Genomic DNA, 22,546 nt, shown 5'->3' on the forward strand with positions numbered 1-22,546 from the left:
CCCTCCCCTCAAAGGTACGAAAAGCGCTGAATATAGTTGTTAACTGATTTCATTCCAGCCGCAAAACAAGACAGGCCTCCATAAAGGAGGCCTGTAGATAATCCGAAAGTACGGATAAGTAGTACGATGGCTTAGCCCAGCAGTGAAAGAACGTTCTGCGGAATCTGGTTAGCCTGTGCCAGTACAGAGGTGCCCGCCTGCTGCAGAATCTGTGCGCGGGTCATATTAGCTACTTCTGTTGCATAGTCAGCATCTTCGATACGTGACCGAGCGGCAGAGAGGTTGGTTTCGTTGGTCTGCAAGTTGGTAATCGCAGAATCAAAGCGGTTCTGAACGGCACCCAGGCCAGAGCGCAGCTCATCGACCTGTTTAAGGGCCGCATCAAGCTTCTCCATCGGGTTAGTGGACGCAGAGCTTAGCAGGTCTTTTGCACCCAAGTCTGTGCCAGTAACAGTATAGGCAGCAGTGGTATTACCAGTAGCGACAGTGGCTTCTGAGGGATCAAGTGCCACTTGGAAGGTTACCGCAGTGCCGGAAGTCGCTTCGATGCCCTGTAAACCAAGTGCTTTTGCTTCAGCGTTATTTTGAGCAGTAATGGTAACGTCAACGTACCAGTTACCGTTATCATCAACTTGAGCAGTTCCAGCGCTGTTTACAGCGGCAGCACTAACACCTAAGTTAGTAGCCAAATCAGCGGAGAAGTCGTTAACAGTATTGGTAGTTACACCAGTACCCTGACCGTAGGCAGCTTCATAATCTGCAGCGACAGCTGCGCCAAGATTCTCACCCGGGCCGTTTACATTGAAGCTGGTTAAATTTAGTGTGTCAGAAGTGATTTTCTCCAGGACAACGTCGATAGACTCACCGTCGTTGGCACCTACTTGAATAGACAGACTCTGATCTTCGGACAATACTTTAACGCCGTTAAAATCAGTCTGTTCTGAAATACGGTCAATCTCGGTAAGACGCTGATTGATTTCGTCTTGAATGGACTGTAAGTCATCCTGGCTGTTGGTACCGTTTTGTGCCTGAACCGTCAGCTCACGAACACGCTGCAAGTTATCGTTGACCTGGTTCAATGCGCCTTCAGCAGTCTGTGCAACAGAAATACCGTCATTGGCATTACGCTGTGCTTGAGACAGGCCAGTAATTTGGCTAGACATACGGTTGGCGATGGCTTGGCCAGCTGCGTCGTCTTTAGCGCTGTTGATACGCAGACCAGAGCTTAGGCGCTCCATAGACGTGGTCAGGGCACTTTGTGATTTGGACAGGTTGGACTGGCCAATCATGGAGGTAATGTTGGTATTGATCACTGACATGGTGTGATTCTCCTTGCATGAACACTGGCCGGAAGGCCTGCTATTCGGCCACTTTGTGCGCCGTTATTAGAATTAACGGCACGGCGAGAGGAATCTTTAGGGCGGTTAGTAAAAAAAGATGTAATGTTTGGTAACTGCAGAGTGAGAAACTTACTTTTACATGAGCAACAAAAGGGCGGCTTACGCCGCCCATTCCGGATGCCTCGCTTCGCTCGTTACACCGCCCTACTTATCTATGGCTACTCAACCGAAGCGCTAAGGTTATTTCTTACGGCCGAGCTGACTATCCAGAGCGTCAAATTGCTGAGTGAGGTAACTGCTCATGCTGTTCATCTGGGCAATCATCGCATCCAGTTGGCCGAACTGGGTGCGGTAGCGAGAGATAGTGCCTTCAATGGTTTTTTCCATACGCTCGAAACGGTCGTCCAGGCTTTTTACACGGTTTTCCGCGCCGCTAATCGCCAGCTTGACCACGCCGTTGTTGCCCAGCACCTGTTCGATAGTGGTGTTTAGTCTACCCGCCATACCCTCCCCCTCGTTTTCACCGGCAAAAAAGGCATTGAGTGCCTGGGGATTATTAGCGATCAAGTCATCTAACGTCTCTTCATCGACCTTGAGCTTGCCATCTCGTTGCAGAGTGATGCCTAGCTGGTTAAGGGTAGACAACTCACCGCCTTCTACCCCACCGGTTAATATACTGCGCAGCCGGGATTCGATGGTGCGCACGGTGTTATCGCCCAATAGCTCACCAGCGGTTTCGCTATCGCCGGTAAAGCGAGTGAGCTTGCCAATAGTGCCTTTTAAGTCATTAAACGCTTTTACAAAGCCATTAATCGCTTCGCGCTGCTTTAGCGTGTCGCGCTCAACATTAATGGTACTGGAAGCCATTTCTCCGTCCACGATATCAAGCTCAGTAAGGTTAAGCGTTACCCCCTGAATCGCACCTTCAATACTGTTTTCCGCACTGCTAATCGTAATACCATTAACCGTAAGCGCGGCATTCTCCCCTGAGCGCTTCGTTGCCGCATCCTCAGCAAAGGGGCCAAGCACTACGGTGCTACCGGCATCTACAAAACTAAAGTTTTCAACAGAAGCGTCTGCGCCGGTCGTTTTAGAACTCAGTGCCAGCCGGTAGCCCGTGCCATCGTTGATAATCGTGGCGTTAACACCAGCATCTTTATCAGCGTTAATGGCATCACGAATATCCGCAAGGCTACTGCCTTCTGCAATGTTGATAGCGACGCTCTCGCCATCGCCAAAGGTTAGCTGCAGCGCAGTTGCCCCTTGTAGATCCATGGCTGCGTCCCGCTCTCCCACGCGGTTTGAAGCTAGCGTGCCAGAGGTGGCCAATTGGCTGACCTCTACCCGGTAGCTGCCCGGCAGCGCATCAGCGGCGGCAGTCGCTTTAATAGCTTCTCCACCACCAGTGCCACGCACATTGGCTGAAAGGCTTTGATAGAGCTTGGGGTCATTGATTTTGGCGACCGCGTCTTGAAACGCGTTCAGCGACGTTTGAAGTTGGCCAAAGGCAGAAATTTTCGCCTGCTGCTGCTTCTTTTGAAGCGTAATCGGCACGAGTTTGCCTCGCTCAGCCACTTGAAGCTGATCAAGCAAACCGGTGAGATCAAGGCCAGAACCAACGCCAAGAGAGGTTATCGTCGCCATGCGGGGGGTATTCCTCAGTGCAAAAGGCTAAACCACAAGACTCAGGCGCGCATGCACACGCCCGTTTATTTAATAGCACTGCTATCGGCAGAAAAGCGCACAACTTTAGCGCCTTTTCGCGCTTTCGCTGATTTTCATACTTTTTTACTAGAAATGAGAAACTTCTAATAAAAACGCCTGCAGGAAGCAGGCGTTAGCGTAGACGTTCAACAACCATCCAATTACTTTAGCGGTTATTTACGCCCAAGCTGAGCGTCGAGGGCATCAAACTGCTGGGTTAGATAGCTGCTGGTTTGGTTCATCTGGGCAATCATGCTATCTAACTGGCCGAACTGGGTACGGTAACGAGAAATGGTCCGCTCAATGGTCTGTTCTGTTCGGGTGTAGCGCTCCACTAGGGACTCCACACGATTTTCCGCCCCGGTAATAGCGCCTTTCACAGCCCCGTTAGTGCCCAATAACTGGTCTAGGCCTTGGTTTAACTGGCCAGCCATACCTGAATCGTCGGCGTCACCAGCAAAGAACACCGACAGCGCATCCTGGTTATTGACAATGGCGTTATCCAGTTCGCTTTCATCAATAGAAAGCGTGCCGTCCCGCTGTAGCGAAATACCAATATCACTAAGCATCGAGAACTCACCTTCGATACCGCCACTTAATATGCTGCGCATGCGCGATTCCACCGTGCGCACCGTATTATCACCGTTGAGCTCGCCTGCCACGCCGGTTTCCGCATTGTAACTGGTCAGCTCGCCGATGGTGCCCTTAAGCTCGTTATAGGCATCGACAAAGCCCGTAATTGCTTCACGAACAGCGCGTGTATTCTGCTCGACTTCCACGGTGCTATCGCCTTCCTCTTGCAGATTAAGCGTCACGCCTTGAATCGCTCCTTCAACCTGATTAGTGGGACTGGTGATAGCAATACCATTCACCGTTAACGCGGCATCGGTGCCTGCTTGCAGAGTATTATCGGTGTCCGCAGCGAAGGGTTCGGTGCCTGAAAAGCTAAAGCCGGTAATAGAGGCGTCCGCACCGGTTTCGCTAGAACTAAGCGCCAGCCGGTAGTTGGTGCCGTCGTTCACAATAGTGGCGTTAACGCCTGAATCTTCACTGGCGTTAATCGCATCGCGAATATCTTCCAGACTACTATTCGCACCGATGGTGACCTCTTTACTGGACCCATCACCGAATGAGAAGGTTAGCGTTTGCTCAGCGGTCGTTAGCGACGCATCCAGTTCAGCAACACCTTCGGAAGCCAGCGTGCCACGAGTAGCGAGTGTATTAACGGTGACATTGTAACTACCGGGCTGCGCTTCGCCGTCTGCCGTGGCAGTAATAGCATCGCCTCCTACATTCGTGGAAAGGCTTTCATACAGCGCACTGTCGTTTAACTCAGCGGCTGCAGTTTGAAATTTGGAAAGCGCACTTTGCAGCTGACCATAAGCAGAAATCTTGGTCTGCTGGGTTTCCAGTTGACGCTCTATAGGCTTCAACTTCCCTCGCTCAGCATCTTGCAGTTGATCCAGCAATTCATTGAGCTTGAGCCCTGAGCCAATACCGAGTGATGAAATGGAAGCCATAAGTTACTGCCCTTTTTTTAAATAACGCCCAACACGCTGGCGCTGCTCATACATAAGAATGTGATTTATATTTAATACTATCGGCCATTAAAGCTTAGACTTGAGCCTATTTGGCTTTTTTTTACGTACTAAAAAGTAATGAATTGTAAAGAATGACGCTTACATAAAACTAAAAAACCATAACACCATCAATTTTAATTAATATTTTTTGCTTTTCCCCTAGCGGCTTACATGCTGAATTATCTAGATGACAGAAATGTGTCAGAAAAAGGTCGATGGTGGCTTTGACACCAACCCATCATAGACCTTGGTCTAATACTCACATTGCTTTATAATGCGCTGCAACAAGCCCATTTTGGGGCTATTTGCAGGAGAACGACTTATGCCTTCCGAGGTGTCACACCCCGCATCCAGCGTAGCGTCTGCCGCTTATCATGTGCAGCGCAGCCTACGCCACTGCCTTTCTAGCGTTGCCGAGCTGCTTTACGATAACGGCCATGTGCTCGAAACTATTACCTTGCCACAGCGTGGCCTTGCCCGGCGTGAGCTAGCTCATTTGAAGGGGCAATGCCCTAGCTGGAAAACATGCCAACAGGTGCTTGAAGAGAGCGGTGCCGCTGAATTTAACGACTACGACTGTTTCGTACTGACGTCGATGGGACGGGAACTAATGTTTGATATGTTTGGCCAGGGCGCTGCCGACTGCGCGTAAATACAAAGCGCCCGCAGCCCCTTGAAAAAAGGGCTGCGGGCGTTTTTCTATTGGCGCGGTGTGCTTAACGCAGTCCAAGTAGCGATAGAATAAACAGCACAACAACGATTAGACCAATAATATAGATAATGTTACGCATAACGGCACTCCTTGCTTTTGCGTTTAAAGGCTTGCTTCAAAGAGAGCAACACCTTGGGATAACATTTCCAGCCTAGCAGTGATTGATAATGTTTGCGTAATTTACCCTCGGCGGGTATTAACTCACTCGCTTAAGAGACAGCCCGACGATTCGTCTCACTCCCCCTTATGCCCAAGACTCATGAGATACAGCGCTGCCGCCAGCGCCAGCACCGAAAGCGCGAGGTAGATGGCTTCCAGTGGCGTCGTGAAACGGATATCCACCACAGCGCGGAAAAACTCAATAATTACCGCCAAAATCACCACGCGGGCAATCTTGTCTTTGAGCTGATCCAGCGAGCCTACGTTAAACGGGTGTTTGGGATAGCGCACTTCCGCCTGATCGATTCGGGAAACAAACAGCCGATAGATACCCAGCCCAAAGATCAACAACACAATCGCTATTAAATAAACATCAACAGCAATGATGATGTCCGGCACCAGGGTATCGTGGATATCTTGAGAACTACCCACCAGATAGTAACGCAGTACGTCGCCCACCACGGTTAAGATATCCAGCGTACCCACAATAAACAGCATCAGTGAGCCCAATAGGCTCGGCACTACCGCCAGCATTACTAGAAAGCGAGAATTCCACAGCAGCGTTTCAATCCGCCGCTCCCAGGGAGATTGCTCACGGGGCGTTTTGGGCGCAGGCGGCAGTGCTGAATGTGGCGATGGCGAGTTCGATGATGACTCAGACGGCGCTGGATCAGACATGGTATCTGCTTGCTCCTTTAAACAGCCGCCAGCTCAGGCGGCATTAGGATGGTCGTAGGCGAATTTATAGCACGTTGATCAGCACAACCGTCAACGTCGCCCCGGTGAGTAGAAAACCCAGCGAGAGCATAATGCCATCTCGGGCAACTAAGCCTAAACCAAACAGGGTAAGCGCTAAGCCCGCGCCGTTGGCGCTAAACGGAATAAACTCCATCGGCGGCATGGCTAGGGCGATAAACAAGCACATCACGGCGGTAACGCGTATCCCGATATAGCCGGTCATCCACGCTAGACGCACACCCAGTAAACTATCCACCCATCTAGCGGGCTTCTTCATGTAGTGAATGGCTTTATCGAACTTGTTGCGGGAAAGCGAACGGTTTAATAACCATTTGGGCAGCCAGAACGTTTCTCTTCCCAGCAATAGTTGTACCGACGTGAGTAACACCAACGCCGCCATAAGCGTTGGCATGCCGGGGATATCACCAATAATAGGCGCAAGTGTAATTAGCCCAGCAAGCAACAAGAGAGGCCCAAATGAACGCCTGCCCACCGCGTGCACCACGTCGTCTACGCTTACCTTGGCTTTTTCACGCTCCATTCGCTCCATGGTATTAATCAGTTCGGTTAAGTTCGATGCATCCTGCATATCACTCATTGGCGTATCTGCGCTCCGAGCCCTATATCAATGGGTCTATTAATGGTTATGTCGACGGCTGGGAGGTTCTGCTGAGCCGGAAGGGAGCCGCTAGGCCTGGGGCGTGCTGGCAAGCTTGCTGCGAATAAAATCACTATGGCTAACGTGCAAAAGATCTGCCAGCCGCCGGATACGGTGCTCTTCAAGCGGGTCGATACTGCCGTCTGCCCAAGCAAGCTGCCACATTAACGTTACCAACTCGCAGCGCTGCTCATAGCCGTAGTGCTCTTTTATCAGGCTAACAAACTGATAATGATCGACGGCATCATCCACTTCTGCTTCCGCCAACGTCATTAATTCGTTAACGTCGCTCTCACTTAAGTGATAACGACTGGTTAGCATCTGCTTCAGCGCGGCGCGTTCAGCATCGCTTTTATCGTAATCGGCGCGCATGACCTCACAGAGTAATGCCGCCGTTGCCAGCTCTAGCGTCAGAGTTTGATTATCACGCTGCTCAGGTTCTGCCAGCGCGCGTTGGAAGAAATTGCTAATGGCATCCAGCACGTTAAGCGCTCCTGTTGATATACATGTCACATCTAATAAACATGCTACTTCGACTGGCGTTGCGGCATTTAGTGCCCTTTACACCTAAGCGCCCACCCACTCCTCACTATTCACCTATCACTCCTTACGCTTCGCCAACTGCTCTTTTAGCTGCTTGGGCACTTGCTTAATAATCAGGCGATCCTGGTTTTCATCGTACTCAATGCTGGACCCGAGTAGGTGGGAGTCAAAACTGATCGATACGCCCCCAGCGCGTCCGGTAAATCGCCGGAACTGACTGATAGTACGCTTGTCCGGCGGAATCTCTGGAGAAAGGCCATAGTCAGCATTCCGGATATGGTCGTAAAACGCTTTGGGCTGCTTTTCGTCCACCAGCTCTGAAAGTTCTTCTAATGTCATTGGCTCGCCACGGCGCAGCTGCTCGTTGGCGTAGTCAACCAGGGTGTCAGTTTTTTCTCGGCTGGCTTCGTCGTCGTAGTCCTCTTTTTCGACGTAATCACTGAAGGCTTTCAACAGCGTGCGGGTTTCGGCAGGGGCATCAATGCCCTCTTCCATTCCCAACAGGGCTATCAAGCCATCGGCTAGCTTTTTGCCGCCGCGGTCTTTTAAAAACGACACATACTGTGTGCTTTCAGAGTCGCTCTGCCATTGGGTAAGGTTTACCCGTGCCGCCAAGGTGAGCTGGCTGGTATTAAGCTGCGCGGCAGGCACTGCTTGGTGCTCTGCGTTAATGCCAATACCTTCCCGCTGATGAACTAAGCCTAAAAATAGCGTTTCGGTATCGCCCTGGCGCAGATGTGCGAACACTAAGTAGCCGCTAACGGAGAGCTGCTCTTGTAGTGTTTGCGCCAAGCGCTCGGCAATCGCCATAGAAAGCTGGGTAAAATCTTGCTCTTCTGCCATATAGGCTTGCAGCCAAGCGACCAGCGGCCCAGCCTGCTCGCCCTGCTCAGCAAACCTTCCCCACCCTTTGGCTTTGGTGTTGTAGGTGTCATTTAGCGAATTTACCAAGCTTGCCATCACTGGGTCATCGTTGGCCGCGGGTGTTGACGCAGGTGCCGCCGTGACAGTCAAACGTTCACCATCTAGTGATGGATCAAGGCGGTGCACAATACTTTGCAGTAGCGGCATAAGCGGGAGTTACCTTTTTATCAGAAGAACAGCTAAATAAGACATTGGCGCACTCAAGGCTTTAAGCGATAGCCAGTGCGAAAAATCCAGGCAATGGTGGCAAGGCTGGCTGCCAGGAAGAGCATGATCATTGCCACGCTAGCCGCTAAGCTAACATCGCCAATGCCGTAGAAGCTCCAACGGAATCCACTGACCAAGTAGACCACGGGGTTGGCTAACGTTACGGTTTGCCAAAACGGCGGCAGCATATCAATGGAGTAAAAACTGCCCCCCAAAAACGTTAGCGGAGTGATCACCAACAAAGGCACCAGCTGCAGCTTGTCGAAACCATCTGCCCAAATTCCGATAATAAAGCCCAGCAGGCTGAAAGTGACGGCGGTCAGCACCAGGAAGGTCAGCATCCAAATCGGATGAGCAATTTCCAGCGGCACAAATAAGCTGGACGTTGCCAGGATGATCAGCCCCAAAATAATTGATTTCGAGGCAGCCGCGCCTACATAGCCCACCACCACTTCTAAATAAGAGATGGGCGCTGAGAGAATTTCATAAATGCTGCCGGAGAACTTCGGGAAGAAAATCCCAAACGAGGCATTAGAGACACTCTGAGTAAGTAGCATCAGCATAATCAGACCAGGCACAATAAAGGCCCCGTAGCTGACCCCGTTAATTTCGCTGATGCGTGAACCAATCGCCGCGCCAAACACCACAAAGTAAAGCGAGGTTGAAATCACTGGCGATACAATGCTTTGCAGCAAAGTACGGCGGGTGCGCGCCATTTCCGCCATATAAATGGCACGAACGGGGTAGAGATTCATGGGCGCTCCTTTACCAAATCGACGAAAATATCTTCCAACGAGCTTTGCCGGGTATGCAGATCTTTAAAGCCAATGCCCGCCCGCTCCAACTGGGTGAGCAGCGCAGAAATACCGCGCCCGTCCTCCTCCTGACGGCCATCGTAGGTGTACACCAATTCATAGCCATCGGCTGCCAGGCTCAACTCGTCTTGATCAAGAGATGCAGGCAGTGCGGAGAGCGGCGTGTGTAGCTGCAGCGTTAGCTGCTTGCTGCCAAGCTTTTTCATCAGCGCTGCTTTCTCTTCCACCAAGACAATCTCACCGCGATTAATAACGCCAATGCGGTCGGCCATTTCTTCGGCCTCTTCAATGTAATGGGTGGTGAGAATGATAGTGACACCATTATCACGCAGCCCGCGTACCACTTCCCACATATCACGGCGTAGCTCGACGTCTACCCCGGCGGTGGGTTCATCTAGAAACAGAATGCGTGGTTCATGAGAGAGCGCTTTGGCGATCAATACGCGGCGCTTCATGCCACCGGAAAGGGTCATCAAACGATTATTGCGTTTGTCCCACAAGGCCAGCGACTTAAGCACTTTCTCAATATGCGCAGGGTTAGGTGGCTTACCAAACAAACCACGGCTAAAGCTAACCGTGTTCCATACCGTTTCAAAGGCTTCGTTGGTCAGTTCTTGAGGCACAAGACCAATTCGTTCACGAGCCTGACGATAGTGGCTAACGCTATCATAGCCATCGACAATGACGTGGCCCTGGGTTGGGCTTACCAGCCCACATACCACGCTGATTAGCGTTGTTTTGCCCGCCCCGTTGGGGCCAAGTAGGGCAAAAATTTCGCCGCGCTGAATAGTTAAATCCACACGGCTAAGGGCTTGAAAGCCACCTTCATAGGTTTTGTTCAAGCCTTCAATAGTAATAATGGGATCGTTCAAGGCGTGCTCCTCACACCGCGACAGTATTGCCGCGGTGCTTGACGGATGTTCGGCGCCATTAACTGCGGCTAGTGATTTCCAGCAGGTGGTAACCAAACTGGGTTTTGACCGGGCCGTGTACCTTATTCAGCTCACCGCTGAAAACGACCTTGTCGAATTCCGGTACCATTTGGCCGGGGCCAAAGCTACCCAGGTCGCCTCCTTGACGGCCAGATGGGCAGCTAGAGTGCTGCTTGGCCACTTCTGCGAAATCACGACCGTTTTCGATCTCTTGCTTCAGTGCGTTGCACTGCTCTTCGCTGCTTACCAAAATATGACGGGCGCTGGCACTTGCCATAACAAACTCCTAAGTAATAAAAAAAAGAACCTACATAACCTGTTGCTGTTTCATTTTGCCATAACCGTCATCGCGGGTGCGCTTCGCTTACCACGCGCTACAAAACCTATGGCACCTACCGTAGCGCGGCGTAACGAATCTCGCGAGGTACGAGCGAATGAGGCACCCGCGTCGTTAGCCACCAAGCGCTACAACTTTCCAACGGCAGGCCGTGAAACATCAACAGAGCATTGGCTCAGTTTATCATGCTGGTACGGCGTTAGGCGCTAGCGTTAGCTTGATTAAGGCCCAGCGAGCGCTCCGCTAAAACGTAGCGCCTCACCAACACTTGCCAAGGCGCGTTCGTGGGCGTTTACCGAAAGCGGGCCTCGGCTACAAGTGACAATTACCCAAGGCCCCTGGACTGAAGAAAAGCGTGAGGCAATACCCGCATCGCAACTGCGACGGTGCTGGGTGCCGGTCTTATGGGCAAAATGAATGTCACTGCCCAATCCTTGTTTCAAGCGGCGCTCGCCAGAGGAGGTACGGCTCATTACCGCCAACAGCGTTTGGCGCTGCTCGCTATTCAAATCCGCCATACCCCCATGGTGAAGTGAGGCTAGCACATCGCCGAAGGCGCGCAGCGTGCCTACGTTCTCACCCGTAGCTTCATAGGCATCAAAGGCACTGTCATAGTCAGGTTGCGCGAAGGCATCTTGGCGCACGCTAAGTACACGGGCTAACGCTTCCGGGCGCTGGCTAACACTGTGCTTGCGCAGCGCCATAAAATCTAAACCACCTAAGCCTTGAGCATCTGGATGAAGCTGACCATACACTCCTTGGCGTACGCCAACGAGCTTGCTAATTGGCCCTATATGATCGGGCTTTCCTCCGCTTGCGGCCACCATCGACGTTACCCGTGTATTTACTGCCTCAAGCCCTACACGATCAATCAGCATATCGGAGGCAGTGTTATCGCTAACGGTGATCATCTGTTCCAACAAATAACGGATGGAAATAGGCGTACCTGGGTCATGCCAGTTAACCGGGCCTGCGCCGTCCACATAGTCGCTGCGTGCCAGGGTAATTCGCTCATCAAGAGCTAGCCTGCCAGCTTGATGCTCGGCCAACACTTGGGCAGCCACCGGTACTTTTATCAGCGATGCCAAATACCATGGTTTATCGGCTTTCCAGGCATAGGCTTCGCCACTGGCTAGATTCTGCACATACACGCCCAGTTGCCCACCAAACACCTCTTCGATGGCGGCCATGCGGGCATTTAAGTCACCCTGCCAGCGGCTCTGTTTATCAACTGCATAATACCAATCTGCATGAATGGGCAGCGCTATTAACAGCGCGACTACCATCAGTCCACGCTGTATCCAGTGTCGCAAACCGTCAACTCCCGTTAGTTTGCTCGCGTTTAGCGATGAGCCGCCATCCAGCGGGTTAGCCAAATCCACAGCGCGGCGCCGAGTATTAACAAGCCACCAACGCCTAGCGCCTGCGGGTAGCTGTAGGCCCCCTCGCCTTCCAATAAAAAACGCAGTACCAGAAAAATCATCACGATATGGAAGATAAAGGCTTTGAGCGCATCACTACCAACGAGCGTGATCGGCAACAGTACTTTCGCAGCGGCTGCTCCACCTGCTAAGGCAAGCCCGAGCAGTACCAGCGCGCCACCCACGCTAAACAGCATAAAGTTTATCCCTGGCGGGTGTTTTCCCACATTACGAGCCACCGCCATCATCGCACCATGAACATCACCCCCGGCGATGGCGATGGCATAAAAAGCAGCGACCATCAGCGCCCCCGCCCCTACCAGCCAAAGAATTAAACGACGGCGTAAAGCGGTATCGAAATAGCAGCGTAGCAGTGCTTCGCCAATCAATAAGCCAGATAAAATTAACGGGGCACGGCTAAGCTGCCCCCAGGCATAGTGCTCTTCATGATCGACCAGAAATGCTTTTAAAAGGTCGTAGCCCCCAAAGGAAAACCCTTGTAGCCATGCAGAAAGTAGCGCTAATCCTGCAATGGTCGCCAAACGTCCCCAGAGGGGCATTCGCGCCCACAGCGGCAGTATCAGCGGTACCCATAACAAGGCAATGGCGTAAAAACCGAGAATCTCTACCCAGATAGCAAACCGCCCGTAGAGCAGCGTGTTAACCATATCGCTAGGCGAGCTAAAGGGTAGCATTTCGATAATAATCAGCGCCTTATACCAAAACCAAACCTCAACGGCCCTTACCCATAGCTTTAATCGCCGCCGAGGCCAATCGTCACTTTGCGTGTAAGCAAGGAAGGCCACCGCCAGCGCAATGCCGAAAACTAAAATAAATAGCGAGGACGAGAATTTAGTTAAAAAATGGATAGGCACCATGCCCCAGTCGGGCACATGGCGCATACCTACTAAACCGCTAACGGCATGACTGATAATCATCAGCCCAATGGCAATACCACGCGCGAGATCAATCGCCTCGATTCGTCCTTGCGCTTTAGGAAGCTGTGGAACCTCCTTCCAGTTCAACACGTCGGCAACGTCCTTGTGGCTGATGTTAGTAATAGAACTCTAACCATAGCCTATTCATTCCCGACACCCTATCCTTACGCCCTATGTGGCACCTTTTAACGCAAAAATGCCCCGCAACTGAACTGCACCCCGAAAGTTGGACACCCAACCCAACCGTCGGGGTGTTTTTATGAGCAGTCGATACAATGAGGACTTCAAGCTGCGGGTGGTGCAGCAGTGTCTGCACGATAACACCAGCTTGAGGGAGGTGGCTCGCCAGCATGGCCTGGATCATTCTCTGGTACGGACGTGGCGCGAGAGATACCGTCAGCACGGCGTAGCAGGTCTGCGCAAGCAGTATAAGCACTACAGCGCGGCTTTTAAGCGGAAGGTGCTTGAGACGATGTGGCGAGATGGCTTGTCACAGCGTCAGGCGCAGGCCTTCTTCAATATCCGCGAGATGGGCGCTATTGGCAGATGGGCGCGTCAGTACCATAGTAGTGGTCTGACTGCACTAGAGCCAAAACCCAAAGGACGCCGCCCGATGACTAAGAAGCCATCCTCCACACCAATCCCGCCTGATGGTGAGCGCTCCCAAGAGGACCTGCTCGAAGAGTTGGCTTACTTGCGCGCCGAGAATGCCTACTTAAAAAAGCTCGATGCCTTGATCCGGGAAAAAGAGGAAGCGACGCGGGGCAAAAAGCCCGGAGCGTCCAAGGGTTGAGGCATGAACATTCGCTGGCTCTGCTGCTGCGTGCCGCTGAGCTGCCTCGCAGCACGTTTTACTACCAGATACAGGCCTTGGGCACTGTCGATCGGTATGCCTCTCTGAAGGAGCATATCCAGGCGATCTACGACCGCCACCAAGGGCGCTATGGCTACCGGCGTATCACCGCTGTTCTGCGGCAGGCAGGAGAGACGATCAACCACAAGACCGTTCAGCGGCTGATGGGACAGCTGGGCTTGAAGTCCCTGGTTCGCCCCAAGCGCTATCGTGCCTACCGGGGAGCGGAGGGCCACGCGGCTCCTAACACCTTGCGGCGCCGGTTCCAGGCTCAGCACCCCCATCAGCGATGGGTGACGGACATTACCGAGTTCAAGGTCAATGACCAGAAGCTCTACCTGTCACCGGTCATGGACCTGTATAACGGAGAGATCATTGCCTTCCAGACAGGGCGACGCCCGGTATTCGATCTAGTGAAGGGGATGTTGAAGAAAGCCTTTGACAGGCTGATGCCAGGGGATCGGCCGCTGCTCCATTCGGATCAAGGTTGGCATTATCGACATCCTAGCTATCGCCACTTGGTGGTGGAGCAGCGGGTACTTCGTAGCATGTCGCGCAAGGGTAACTGCTTGGATAATGCGGCGATGGAGAGCTTCTTCGGCACTCTGAAGGCTGAGTATTTTCACCTGAATCGGTTCGATACCGTTGAGCAGTTGCAGCGCGGTATTGCTGACTACATCTACTATTACAACCATCACCGGATCAAGCTAAAACTAAAAGGCCTGAGCCCTGTGCAGTACAGGACTCAGGCCTTGGGCGCCGGCTAAATGAACCGTCCAACTATTGGGGGTCAGTTCACTGGCGGAGCATTTTCTGGTTCATCCGTGAACCTGGGTAGAAGTTAATCCGTTAGCAAGCAGGGTTTACCAACCGGAATCGTCTTCCTCTTCAGTTTCCCATGTGCCTTGCTCTTCTTCTTCCTCTTCGTACTCAGTGGTTACGCCTTCATTGGTAGCACCTTGCTCTTGCTCAGAGTCGAAGGAGTTGTAAGCGCCTTGCTCATCCTGAGTCGTTTCTTCCTGAGGAGCAGGCTCGTAATCATCGTTGCCTTCCATGCCGGCAAAGGCCAACGGGCTAGCGATTAAACCAAACGATACGCCTAAAATGCCAAGTTTCTTGAGAGCTTCCTTTTTCATAGTCATGCCTCCTGGTATGGCTTCGCTTTCACTTTGGTTTTCGGTGACCAGAAAATTCGATCATTTGAAAACCTTGGTTAGTGGCAAGAACGTCATGTCTTCCTAACATTCCGCTCTTGCCCAACACATTGCAGCCGCCATACCAAGCCATGCCAATAAAACAAAAAACACAATAAATACATAATCTTGAATATAAACAATGCATGCCAACCTAAGGCTGCATCTATCTTTAATTAGCGATTTATTGTTTACCGTTGGCACATGGGTCCTGTTGCATCATGTCAATTGGGTGTTAGGCAATTAATACCCCATCACTCGAGGCAGCCACGTGGCAAGGCCAGGTATCGCAATCAACAATAAAATGGTGGCCAGAATAGGTAATAGGAACGGCAACACCGCTTTGACCACCTGCCCATAGCGTAGTCGCGTAATGCCCACCATTAGAAACAACACCGTGCCAAAGGGTGGTGTGATAACCCCCACTGAAAGCGTAATGACCATCACAATGCCGAAATGGACAGGGTCTAACCCCGCGCTTAGCGCAGCAGGCACCACAATCGGAGTGAAGATCAGGATGCTCTCAATGACCGACATGAAACAGCCGATAAGCAGGAAGAACAGCGCAAAGCAGAGCAGCAACGCAATCGTCGGCATATCGATGCTGGCCACTTGCCCCGCCAACGCTTGCGGAATGCCCATACGAACTAAAATCCAGCCATAAAAGCTGGATACCGCAATAATCAGCAGAATCACGGCGCTGAACATAAGGGTACGTTGGAAAGCATTAAACAAGTCGCGCAGGCTTAAGTCACGGTAGATCAGGCCGCCTAAAATAACCGCATAGAGCGAGGCAATGGCGCCGGCTTCTGTGGGCGTAAAGAAGCCCCCCCAAATACCACCGACAATAATAGTGGGCATCATCAAAGGCAGAATAGCGCGCTTGCCGGTTCGAACGACCTCGCAGGCATCAAACGGCGTAGGCTTAGGCATCACTACTTTGCCTGTTGCCCCGAGCACTACCGTCATCCCCATCAATAGTAATGCCATCAAAATACCGGGCAGCAGCCCCGCCATAAATAGCCCGCCGATACTCACGTTAGCCAACCAGCCGTACACGACCAACGCAATACTGGGCGGTAGAATCGGCCCAATGACACTTGAGGCGGCGGTAATCCCAGTGGCATAACTCAAATCATAGCCACGCTCTTTCATGGCTTTAATTTCAATGCTCCCCAAACCCGCCGCGTCGGCTACGGCAGTACCCGACATAGTGGCAAAAATGGAGCTGGCCACTACGTTAGCGTGACCAAGACCGCCCTTGGTAAAACCGACTAATGCGGTGGCGAAGTCAAAAATACGCGTGGTTGTTGAGCCAATATTCATAATATTGGCCGCCAGAATAAACAGCGGAATGGCCAACAGGGTAAAGTTGTTGAGCGTTTGCACCATTCGCAGTGGCAGTAGCTCAACGGGCAACCCTCCAGTACCGGTGAATACCAAAGCGATAAATGAAGTCACACCGATGGCAACCACAACAGGCAACCCGATAGCCATTAGCACCAACAGGCCGCCAACGAAAATTAGTAATTCAGTCATGGTGCCGTCACCTCTTCTTCGCGGGGTGCTTCAAGCCACAAAACCGGGCCGCGCAGCGCTTTCCAAAAGGCGATGACCGCCATGCTTGCGAAGCTAAAGAAGATACCGTAGTAGAGGTAGCTGAAACTGATACTTAACGAAACGGTTTTATTGTTGGCGCTCATATCCGACATAATCCACGCGCCCCATGCCGCGAGGACAAAAAAGCCGCAAGAGATCAGCGAAGTAAGGCGATACTGTATATTTTTACCTAAGCTAGAGAGCTTGTGGCTGAACAGGTCAACCACTAAATGCTCACTGCGTACCCACGCAGAGATAGACCCAAAACCAATGGCATAGATGGCCAGCAGTGATGCGACTTCTTCTGTCCAGGGCATCCCCAGCCCAAGTACGTCACGGGCCACCACTGCAGACACAATGAGCAGTAATATCGCGGCCATTAACGCAACACCTATCCCATCACAAAGACGGGTGGTGTAACGCAACACATAAAAAGCGATTCTATCCGGCCCGTTTCTGGGCGGCATAGCTGAATCCACGGGAACGCTCCTGAGGCTTAATAAGGCTTAACTTAAATAGGTATCTTTTAAAACTACAACGACGGCCCGATAGGCCGCCGTTGTTCATTTAGCACAGGCAATTACTGACTTTCATTACCTAACGCATCTTCACGCACACCATCAGCCATATCGGCCATGACACGATCAATCGCAGGCAACGCTGCTTCGCGGAAAGGTGCCACATCCGGCTCAATGATGGTCATCCCTTCATCCTGCAGCGCTTTTAGATAGAACTCGTCAAGTTCACGCTCTTGCTCTGAACCGTATTGACGAGCTACGTCGATCGCCTCTTCGATCAATGCCTGATCATCGGCTTCTAAGCCATCCCACCAGCGTGAACTGGCTATCCAGCTCCACGGAAACTGCACGTGGCTGGTCATAATGATGTGATCCTGAACTTCCCAAAGGCGGCGGGTATAGGGCGAGGAGAGCGAGTTTTCATGGCCATCGACTTGACCTGTTTGCATGGCCAAGTAAATTTCCGGCGCGGGAACGTTCACTACCTGGGCGCCGATCTCTTCCCACACCTCAAGCCACACGGGGAGCGATGGCAGACGCAAACGGAAGCCGTCTAAGTCCTCAGGGCTATTGATTGCCTTGTTGGCGGTCATATGGCGTGGGCCACGGTGCTGCAAACCAAAATACTTAAGCCCGCCTTGGTTCTCAGCCTGCTCAATCAATGCCTGGCCAGAAGGGCTTTCCATATAGGCGTCGACTTCATCCCAGGTTGAAAAAACAAACGGCACGGTAATAGCGTCATACTCTGGCGCATACTGCTGACGCCAGTTACCGCCTGTGATAGCGATCTGGGTTTGTCCTAAATTGAGCAGCTCCAGCACCGCGTTTTCACCACCGAGTGAGCCTGCTAGAAAAGGACGCACCTCAAAACGGCCCGGTGCCTGCTCTTCTAGGTACTCGGCAAAGCGCTCGACCGCTGCGCTTTCAGAGCCGCCTTCGCTCATGGTGTTGTTAACTTGAATCTCGATCGGATTTGCCAAGGCAAAGGGGGCCGCCGTTAGCATACCCAAGGTGGCCAGAGTGGTAAGCAATGTTGTCCGCATAGGATGACTCTCTACGGTTGTCGTTATTGGATGTGGTTATGGCTATTAAGCGTGATACCTATCACAGCATTTTTTGCTGTTTGATTGATCTTGAAACAAGCAGCCAAGCGGCTCAAATCGACGTTCATGAAGGCTGACTTCGTCAAATACGATGGCTAGAAACGCCGCTTATAGCGCGCTTCACTACGCACCTTATTATTAGTGTACGACCAAAGATGAATATCTACTGCACCCTTAGGCTATCTCAATGGCGCTTGTCTGCTGCTTTTTAGCAGTGGTTTTAACCGCTATGTTCGCCAGGAGCTTTCATCATGCACGAAGTCAAACCCGTCGTATTTATTACCGGCGCCACTTCTGGGATCGGCCTTGCTTGTGCCCACCGTTTTGCCCAAGCAAGCTGGTCACTGGTGTTAACAGGGCGGCGTCAAACTCGCTTAGAGGCGCTCTATCACTCACTGAAAAACAAAGTAGCTGTGCACACTGCCCAACTGGATGTCAGCAACCCACAAGACGTTGCCAACGTGGTTGCAGCGTTGCCAGAGCGCTTTCAGCAGGTGTATACCCTGATCAATAATGCAGGGCTAGCGCTGGGTAAGGGACCAGCACAAAACGCAGAGCTGGATGACTGGCATCGCATGATTGATACCAACGTCAAAGGGGTAGTAACCGTTACGCGCCACCTATTGCCCAAACTCATCGCCGCTGGCCCTGGTTCAACGGTCATTAATCTGGGTTCTATCGCCGCTCATACGCCTTATCCAGGTGGGCATGTGTATGGCGCCACCAAAGCCTTTGTAGAACAGTTTAGCTATAACCTGCGCTGCGACGTTGGCCCCCAGGGCGTTAGAGTGACCGACCTCGCTCCAGGGATGACAGCGAGTGAGTTTACGTTGGTTCGGATGAAAGGTGACCACCAGGTAGCCGATAGCTACTACGCAGGAGCGCAACCGCTCCAGCCTGAGGATATAGCCGACCAAGCGTTCCATATAGCCTCACTTCCGCCGCATATCAATATCACGCGCTTAGAAGTGATGCCGCTTTGCCAGCAGTGGTCGGCCCCCACAATACTGCGGGATTAAGCAGCGACTTGATCAACCTTATAACGCTGAATGCTTTTCTGCGGTTAGAAGATCCACCATGTGCCTTGCCGTGACAGGAAGCGTCGCGTAGCGGCGCACGCCAATCACAAGCTCCCGCTGGGCCCAGGCGTCGTTCAACGGGATGCTTTTAAGCTGCAGATCACCTAGCTCGCGGTAGATCGTTTGTTCTGGTAGCACGCCGACCCCCATACCATGGTGGATCATGCGGCAAATAGCATCAAAGCTACGTACTTGAATGCGCATTCGCAGCGCTTTCCCCGATAGGTTAGCCTGCTCAAACAATAGCGCTTGCAGTGAAGCATCTTGCTGCAAGCCGATGAAGTCGAAAGCCAGCGCTTCATTGAAGGCAATGCTACTTCGCTCCGCTAGAGGGTGTTTGTCAGGCGTGACTAGCACTAAGCGGTCACGCCGATACGGGATTATCTGTAAGTCTGGCGCAGCTACATGCCCAGCAAAAATGCCGATATCGGTTAAGCCGTCTCTCACGGCGGCAATAATTTCACTGCTGACCCGCTCTTGCAGGTCGATTTTAATTTCAGGGTAGTGGCGAGAGAACGCGCTGAGATCTTGGGGAAGGAACGCGATGATTGCTGAGGTATTGGAATGAATACGCACATGCCCACGCACGCCTTCACCATATTCGCTAAGCTCTGCCTGTAAGCGTTCAACGTTGTCGAGTATGCGCCGCGCATGATGCAAAAATGCCTGCCCTGCCGGGGTTAGCTCCACGCCACGGGGCTTACGGTAAAGTAGCGTTGTCCCGACCAAGCTTTCAAGATCGCTCATTCGCTTGCTAACGGCGGCAAGGGCTAGGTGTTCGCGTTCGGCAGCCGCGGTCAGGCGGCCTTCGTCTGCAACAGAGATAAACAGCTTGAGCGTAAAAAAATCAAAGCGGCGCATCTCGGCAAACTCCTGAAAAGTAACCTGACTATGCTAGCGCATACCTTCGCCAGTCACGAAACCTTTGTTACCCATTGCCTAATTGTCGCACCTCAGCAGCTCACGCATGCTGGTAGGCAACAATATTAACGACACGACCAGGAGAGCCTTAATGCACGCTCCCGAAGCTCGCCAGCTTCCCTTAGAAGGCCTGAAAGTTCTTGAACTTGGGCAGCTCATTGCAGGCCCATTTGCGACCAAGCTGTTGGGCGAATTTGGTGCCGATGTGATTAAAGTTGAGCCGCCCGGCACTGGCGACCCCCTTCGCAAATGGCGAATGCTTGAGGAAGGCACCTCGCTTTGGTGGCACGTACAAAGCCGTAACAAGCGCTCGGTGGCGCTGGACTTGCGCAGTGAAGAGGGCCAAGCGCTGGTGCGCAAACTCGCTGCCGAGGCTGATGTAGTGGTGGAGAACTTCCGCCCAGGCACATTAGATAACTGGGGGCTGGGCTGGCAAGCACTCTCAAAACTCAACCCACGGTTAATCATGGTGCATATTTCCGGCTACGGGCAAACAGGCCCTTACCGCGACAAGCCCGGCTTTGGTGTGGTGGGTGAAGCCATGGGTGGACTGCGTTATCTCACTGGTCAGCCGGGAGAGCCGTCCGTCAGGGTAGGCGTGAGCATTGGTGATTCGCTGTCCGCACTTTACGCTGTCATTGGCACCTTGCTGGCACTGCAAGAGCGCAACCGCAGCGGTCTGGGACAAGAGATCGACGTGGCGCTGTATGAGTCGGTATTTGCCATGATGGAGAGCCTGCTACCGGAATTCGATGCCAGCGGCCAGGTGCGCGAACCTAGCGGCAGCGCCCTCCCCGGCATTACGCCTTCTAACGCTTACCGCTGCCAGGGCGGCGATTACGTACTGATTGCCGGTAACGGCGACAGCATTTTTAAACGCCTGATGGGCGTGATTGGCCGTGATGATCTGGCCAACGCCCCCGCGCTAGCCCACAACGATGGCCGCAGCCAGCAGGCTGAAATGATCGACGCAGCGATTCAAGCGTGGTCTGAAGAGCGCCCAAGAGAGGCGATTCTTAAAGCGCTGGATGAGGCACGTGTGCCAGCAGGCTATCCGTACACCGCCGAAGATATTGCCTTTGACCCCCATTACTTGGCGCGGGAAATGATTCAAACCTTCACCCGTCCCAACGGCAAACCATTAAAAGTACCCGGTGTACTGCCCAAACTTAGCGCTACCCCAGGGCGACTCGGCGATGGCGGCCCGGCGCTTGGTCAGCATACCGATGATGTGCTGGATGAGCTGGGCATTGACCAGGAAACTCGCGCCAAACTGCGTCAAGCGGGCATTATTTAAGGAGAGCGCAATGCACAAGTCCACGAGTCAACCCATGCTCTGCCCCACAGCACCCTGTCCTACAAAAATAGAAATTAATGAAGTCGCTCCGCGTGACGGCCTGCAGATTGAAGCGCGCTTTGTCCCCACAGACGATAAAATCCGCTGGATCGACGCACTCTCCACCACCGGCCTGCGGCGCATCGAGGCAACGTCGTTTACGTCCCCCAAAGCGATTCCTAACCTGCGCGATGCCGCTGAGGTTGTCACAGGTATTCAGCGTCGGGCAGGCGTCGATATCAGCGTATTAGTGCCTAACCTTAAGGGCATGGAGCGCGCGCTTGCCTGCCAGGTTGATGAGATTAATTTGGTGATGTCGGCAAGCGATAGCCATGGCTTGGCTAACCTGCGCATGACACCAGAGCAGTCGCTTGAGCAATTTGCCGCGATTGTGGAGGCCAGCCAAGGCAGCGGTGTATTTATCAACGCCTCGCTTTCGACCACCTTTGGCTGCCCATTTGAAGGCGAGGTGCCTGAAACGCGGGTGCTTACGCTGGTGGAACAGCTGATCGCGCTGGGCATTCAGGGTGTCACGCTATGCGACACCACGGGCATGGCCAACCCAGCCCAGGTTAGGCGCCTGTGCGACGCCGTGCTTGAGCGATGGCCGGAAACGCCGTTCACCCTGCACTTTCACAACACGCGTGGCATGGGCTTAGCCAACGCGCTGGCGGCGTGGCAGGCGGGCATTAACCGCTTTGATGCGTCGTTAGGCGGGCTGGGGGGCTGCCCTTTTGCCCCAGGCGCTAGCGGTAATGTATGCACCGAAGACTTAGTGCATATGTTCGCTGCGATGGGGGTCGATACGGGCGTCGATTTAGATGCGCTGCTTGACGTTGCCGCCACCCTGCCGACACTTATCGGCCACGATGTGCCCGGGCAAGTGGTAAAAGCCGGGAAATCATCCCGGCGTTATGCGATGCCCAAGCGTTAGCC

At 52.7% G+C, this 22,546-nt stretch carries 22 protein-coding genes; 5 read left to right on the top strand and 17 right to left on the bottom strand.

All coding sequences use genetic code 11. The annotated features are described in order from the left end of the window. Nucleotides 1-131 precede the first annotated feature (131 nt). The 3 genes from IR195_RS17225 to fliD (IR195_RS17235) form a co-directional block, all read right to left on the bottom strand. A complete protein-coding gene (locus IR195_RS17225; protein ID WP_125751686.1) occupies nucleotides 132-1,319 on the bottom strand; it encodes a FliC/FljB family flagellin in 1,188 nt (395 codons plus the stop codon). 261 nt (nucleotides 1,320-1,580) lie between these two features. Then, complete coding sequence (gene fliD, locus IR195_RS17230) at nucleotides 1,581-2,984, bottom strand: flagellar filament capping protein FliD (protein ID WP_206048143.1); 1,404 nt, start codon at nucleotides 2,982-2,984, stop codon at nucleotides 1,581-1,583. A gap of 233 nt (nucleotides 2,985-3,217) precedes the next feature. Beyond that, on the bottom strand, nucleotides 3,218-4,564 hold the full coding sequence (gene fliD / locus IR195_RS17235; protein ID WP_206048144.1) for a flagellar filament capping protein FliD: 1,347 nt from the start codon (nucleotides 4,562-4,564) through the stop codon (nucleotides 3,218-3,220). Nucleotides 4,565-4,946: 382 nt separating this feature from the next. On the opposite strand from fliD (IR195_RS17235), the gene IR195_RS17240 reads away from it, so the two are divergent. Then, nucleotides 4,947-5,276, top strand: a complete 330-nt coding sequence (locus tag IR195_RS17240) for a hypothetical protein (RefSeq protein WP_206048145.1) — start codon at nucleotides 4,947-4,949, stop codon at nucleotides 5,274-5,276. A 294-nt stretch (nucleotides 5,277-5,570) separates the two neighbouring features. On the opposite strand, the gene IR195_RS17245 is transcribed toward IR195_RS17240, so the two are convergent. From IR195_RS17245 to IR195_RS17285, 9 genes are all read right to left on the bottom strand, one after another. Next, complete coding sequence (locus IR195_RS17245) at nucleotides 5,571-6,173, bottom strand: YqhA family protein (protein WP_241006752.1); 603 nt, start codon at nucleotides 6,171-6,173, stop codon at nucleotides 5,571-5,573. 64 nt (nucleotides 6,174-6,237) lie between these two features. After that, entirely contained in the window at nucleotides 6,238-6,831 is a 594-nt protein-coding gene (locus IR195_RS17250; RefSeq protein WP_125751698.1) for an exopolysaccharide biosynthesis protein, read from the bottom strand. A 90-nt stretch (nucleotides 6,832-6,921) separates the two neighbouring features. Continuing rightward, nucleotides 6,922-7,374, bottom strand: coding sequence for a tellurite resistance TerB family protein (locus tag IR195_RS17255; protein WP_206048146.1), 453 nt, complete (start codon nucleotides 7,372-7,374; stop codon nucleotides 6,922-6,924). Nucleotides 7,375-7,491: 117 nt separating this feature from the next. Continuing rightward, on the bottom strand, nucleotides 7,492-8,505 hold the full coding sequence (yejK, locus tag IR195_RS17260; protein WP_206048147.1) for a nucleoid-associated protein YejK: 1,014 nt from the start codon (nucleotides 8,503-8,505) through the stop codon (nucleotides 7,492-7,494). A 53-nt stretch (nucleotides 8,506-8,558) separates the two neighbouring features. Then, nucleotides 8,559-9,320 carry an ABC transporter permease gene (locus IR195_RS17265; protein WP_146945074.1) on the bottom strand — a complete coding sequence of 254 codons (762 nt, stop codon included), beginning with the start codon at nucleotides 9,318-9,320 and terminating at the stop codon, nucleotides 8,559-8,561. Then, nucleotides 9,317-10,252: an ABC transporter ATP-binding protein gene (locus IR195_RS17270; protein WP_146945073.1), complete on the bottom strand. Its 936-nt coding sequence runs from the start codon at nucleotides 10,250-10,252 to the stop codon at nucleotides 9,317-9,319. The genes IR195_RS17265 and IR195_RS17270 overlap by 4 nt, the downstream gene beginning before the upstream one ends. A gap of 58 nt (nucleotides 10,253-10,310) precedes the next feature. After that, nucleotides 10,311-10,589 carry a peptidylprolyl isomerase gene (locus IR195_RS17275; protein ID WP_089040730.1) on the bottom strand — a complete coding sequence of 93 codons (279 nt, stop codon included), beginning with the start codon at nucleotides 10,587-10,589 and terminating at the stop codon, nucleotides 10,311-10,313. Nucleotides 10,590-10,870: 281 nt separating this feature from the next. After that, nucleotides 10,871-11,935 carry a serine hydrolase gene (locus tag IR195_RS17280; RefSeq protein WP_206049821.1) on the bottom strand — a complete coding sequence of 355 codons (1,065 nt, stop codon included), beginning with the start codon at nucleotides 11,933-11,935 and terminating at the stop codon, nucleotides 10,871-10,873. A 56-nt stretch (nucleotides 11,936-11,991) separates the two neighbouring features. Further along, entirely contained in the window at nucleotides 11,992-13,098 is a 1,107-nt protein-coding gene (locus tag IR195_RS17285) for a heparan-alpha-glucosaminide N-acetyltransferase domain-containing protein (protein ID WP_206048148.1), read from the bottom strand. Nucleotides 13,099-13,267: 169 nt separating this feature from the next. Here IR195_RS17285 and IR195_RS17290 point away from each other — a divergent pair. Beyond that, nucleotides 13,268-14,628 (top strand): IS3 family transposase gene (locus tag IR195_RS17290; RefSeq protein WP_206047697.1). Its coding sequence is split into 2 segments (ribosomal slippage): nucleotides 13,268-13,724 and nucleotides 13,724-14,628, totalling 1,362 coding nucleotides; the frame shifts between segments, so codons are not numbered across the junction. Between the two features lie 96 nt (nucleotides 14,629-14,724). Here the strand turns inward: IR195_RS17290 and IR195_RS17295 are convergent. The 4 genes from IR195_RS17295 to IR195_RS17310 all read right to left on the bottom strand — a co-directional run bounded on the left by IR195_RS17295 (nucleotide 14,725) and on the right by IR195_RS17310 (nucleotide 18,214). Next, nucleotides 14,725-14,997, bottom strand: a complete 273-nt coding sequence (locus IR195_RS17295; RefSeq protein WP_125751716.1) for a hypothetical protein — start codon at nucleotides 14,995-14,997, stop codon at nucleotides 14,725-14,727. Between the two features lie 300 nt (nucleotides 14,998-15,297). Continuing rightward, nucleotides 15,298-16,593: a TRAP transporter large permease gene (locus IR195_RS17300; protein ID WP_095603727.1), complete on the bottom strand. Its 1,296-nt coding sequence runs from the start codon at nucleotides 16,591-16,593 to the stop codon at nucleotides 15,298-15,300. Next, entirely contained in the window at nucleotides 16,590-17,120 is a 531-nt protein-coding gene (locus IR195_RS17305; RefSeq protein ID WP_213017542.1) for a TRAP transporter small permease, read from the bottom strand. The genes IR195_RS17300 and IR195_RS17305 overlap by 4 nt, the downstream gene beginning before the upstream one ends. A gap of 113 nt (nucleotides 17,121-17,233) precedes the next feature. Continuing rightward, nucleotides 17,234-18,214, bottom strand: coding sequence for a TRAP transporter substrate-binding protein (locus IR195_RS17310; RefSeq protein ID WP_125751723.1), 981 nt, complete (start codon nucleotides 18,212-18,214; stop codon nucleotides 17,234-17,236). Nucleotides 18,215-18,525: 311 nt separating this feature from the next. On the opposite strand from IR195_RS17310, the gene IR195_RS17315 reads away from it, so the two are divergent. Beyond that, a complete protein-coding gene (locus IR195_RS17315; protein ID WP_206048149.1) occupies nucleotides 18,526-19,293 on the top strand; it encodes an SDR family NAD(P)-dependent oxidoreductase in 768 nt (255 codons plus the stop codon). A gap of 18 nt (nucleotides 19,294-19,311) precedes the next feature. Here the strand turns inward: IR195_RS17315 and IR195_RS17320 are convergent, their stop codons facing one another. Further along, nucleotides 19,312-20,214, bottom strand: a complete 903-nt coding sequence (locus IR195_RS17320; protein ID WP_125751730.1) for a LysR substrate-binding domain-containing protein — start codon at nucleotides 20,212-20,214, stop codon at nucleotides 19,312-19,314. A 151-nt stretch (nucleotides 20,215-20,365) separates the two neighbouring features. Between IR195_RS17320 and IR195_RS17325 the strand changes: the two genes are divergently transcribed. Next, complete coding sequence (locus tag IR195_RS17325; protein ID WP_206048150.1) at nucleotides 20,366-21,571, top strand: CaiB/BaiF CoA transferase family protein; 1,206 nt, start codon at nucleotides 20,366-20,368, stop codon at nucleotides 21,569-21,571. Between the two features lie 10 nt (nucleotides 21,572-21,581). Further along, on the top strand, nucleotides 21,582-22,544 hold the full coding sequence (locus IR195_RS17330) for a hydroxymethylglutaryl-CoA lyase (protein ID WP_241006753.1): 963 nt from the start codon (nucleotides 21,582-21,584) through the stop codon (nucleotides 22,542-22,544). Nucleotides 22,545-22,546: the final 2 nt, after the last annotated feature.

This window comes from Vreelandella venusta (genome assembly GCF_015689495.1).
GTDB classification, from domain to species: Bacteria; Pseudomonadota; Gammaproteobacteria; order Pseudomonadales; family Halomonadaceae; genus Vreelandella; species Vreelandella venusta.

What these genes read in the sequence shown, in the direction of transcription:
- IR195_RS17305 (WP_213017542.1), bottom strand. Translation starts at nt 17,120, where the DNA reads ATGCCGCCCAGAAACGGGCCGGATAGAATCGCTTTTTATGTGTTGCGT.
- IR195_RS17325 (WP_206048150.1), top strand. Translation starts at nt 20,366, where the DNA reads ATGCACGCTCCCGAAGCTCGCCAGCTTCCCTTAGAAGGCCTGAAAGTT.
- fliD (WP_206048143.1), bottom strand. Translation starts at nt 2,984, where the DNA reads ATGGCGACGATAACCTCTCTTGGCGTTGGTTCTGGCCTTGATCTCACC.
- IR195_RS17295 (WP_125751716.1), bottom strand. Translation starts at nt 14,997, where the DNA reads ATGAAAAAGGAAGCTCTCAAGAAACTTGGCATTTTAGGCGTATCGTTT.
- fliD (WP_206048144.1), bottom strand. Translation starts at nt 4,564, where the DNA reads ATGGCTTCCATTTCATCACTCGGTATTGGCTCAGGGCTCAAGCTCAAT.
- IR195_RS17275 (WP_089040730.1), bottom strand. Translation starts at nt 10,589, where the DNA reads ATGGCAAGTGCCAGCGCCCGTCATATTTTGGTAAGCAGCGAAGAGCAG.
- IR195_RS17320 (WP_125751730.1), bottom strand. Translation starts at nt 20,214, where the DNA reads ATGCGCCGCTTTGATTTTTTTACGCTCAAGCTGTTTATCTCTGTTGCA.
- IR195_RS17280 (WP_206049821.1), bottom strand. Translation starts at nt 11,935, where the DNA reads ATGGTAGTCGCGCTGTTAATAGCGCTGCCCATTCATGCAGATTGGTAT.
- IR195_RS17240 (WP_206048145.1), top strand. Translation starts at nt 4,947, where the DNA reads ATGCCTTCCGAGGTGTCACACCCCGCATCCAGCGTAGCGTCTGCCGCT.
- IR195_RS17250 (WP_125751698.1), bottom strand. Translation starts at nt 6,831, where the DNA reads ATGAGTGATATGCAGGATGCATCGAACTTAACCGAACTGATTAATACC.
- yejK (WP_206048147.1), bottom strand. Translation starts at nt 8,505, where the DNA reads ATGCCGCTACTGCAAAGTATTGTGCACCGCCTTGATCCATCACTAGAT.
- IR195_RS17330 (WP_241006753.1), top strand. Translation starts at nt 21,582, where the DNA reads ATGCACAAGTCCACGAGTCAACCCATGCTCTGCCCCACAGCACCCTGT.
- IR195_RS17310 (WP_125751723.1), bottom strand. Translation starts at nt 18,214, where the DNA reads ATGCGGACAACATTGCTTACCACTCTGGCCACCTTGGGTATGCTAACG.
- IR195_RS17225 (WP_125751686.1), bottom strand. Translation starts at nt 1,319, where the DNA reads ATGTCAGTGATCAATACCAACATTACCTCCATGATTGGCCAGTCCAAC.
- IR195_RS17265 (WP_146945074.1), bottom strand. Translation starts at nt 9,320, where the DNA reads ATGAATCTCTACCCCGTTCGTGCCATTTATATGGCGGAAATGGCGCGC.
- IR195_RS17245 (WP_241006752.1), bottom strand. Translation starts at nt 6,173, where the DNA reads ATGTCTGATCCAGCGCCGTCTGAGTCATCATCGAACTCGCCATCGCCA.
- IR195_RS17315 (WP_206048149.1), top strand. Translation starts at nt 18,526, where the DNA reads ATGCACGAAGTCAAACCCGTCGTATTTATTACCGGCGCCACTTCTGGG.
- IR195_RS17300 (WP_095603727.1), bottom strand. Translation starts at nt 16,593, where the DNA reads ATGACTGAATTACTAATTTTCGTTGGCGGCCTGTTGGTGCTAATGGCT.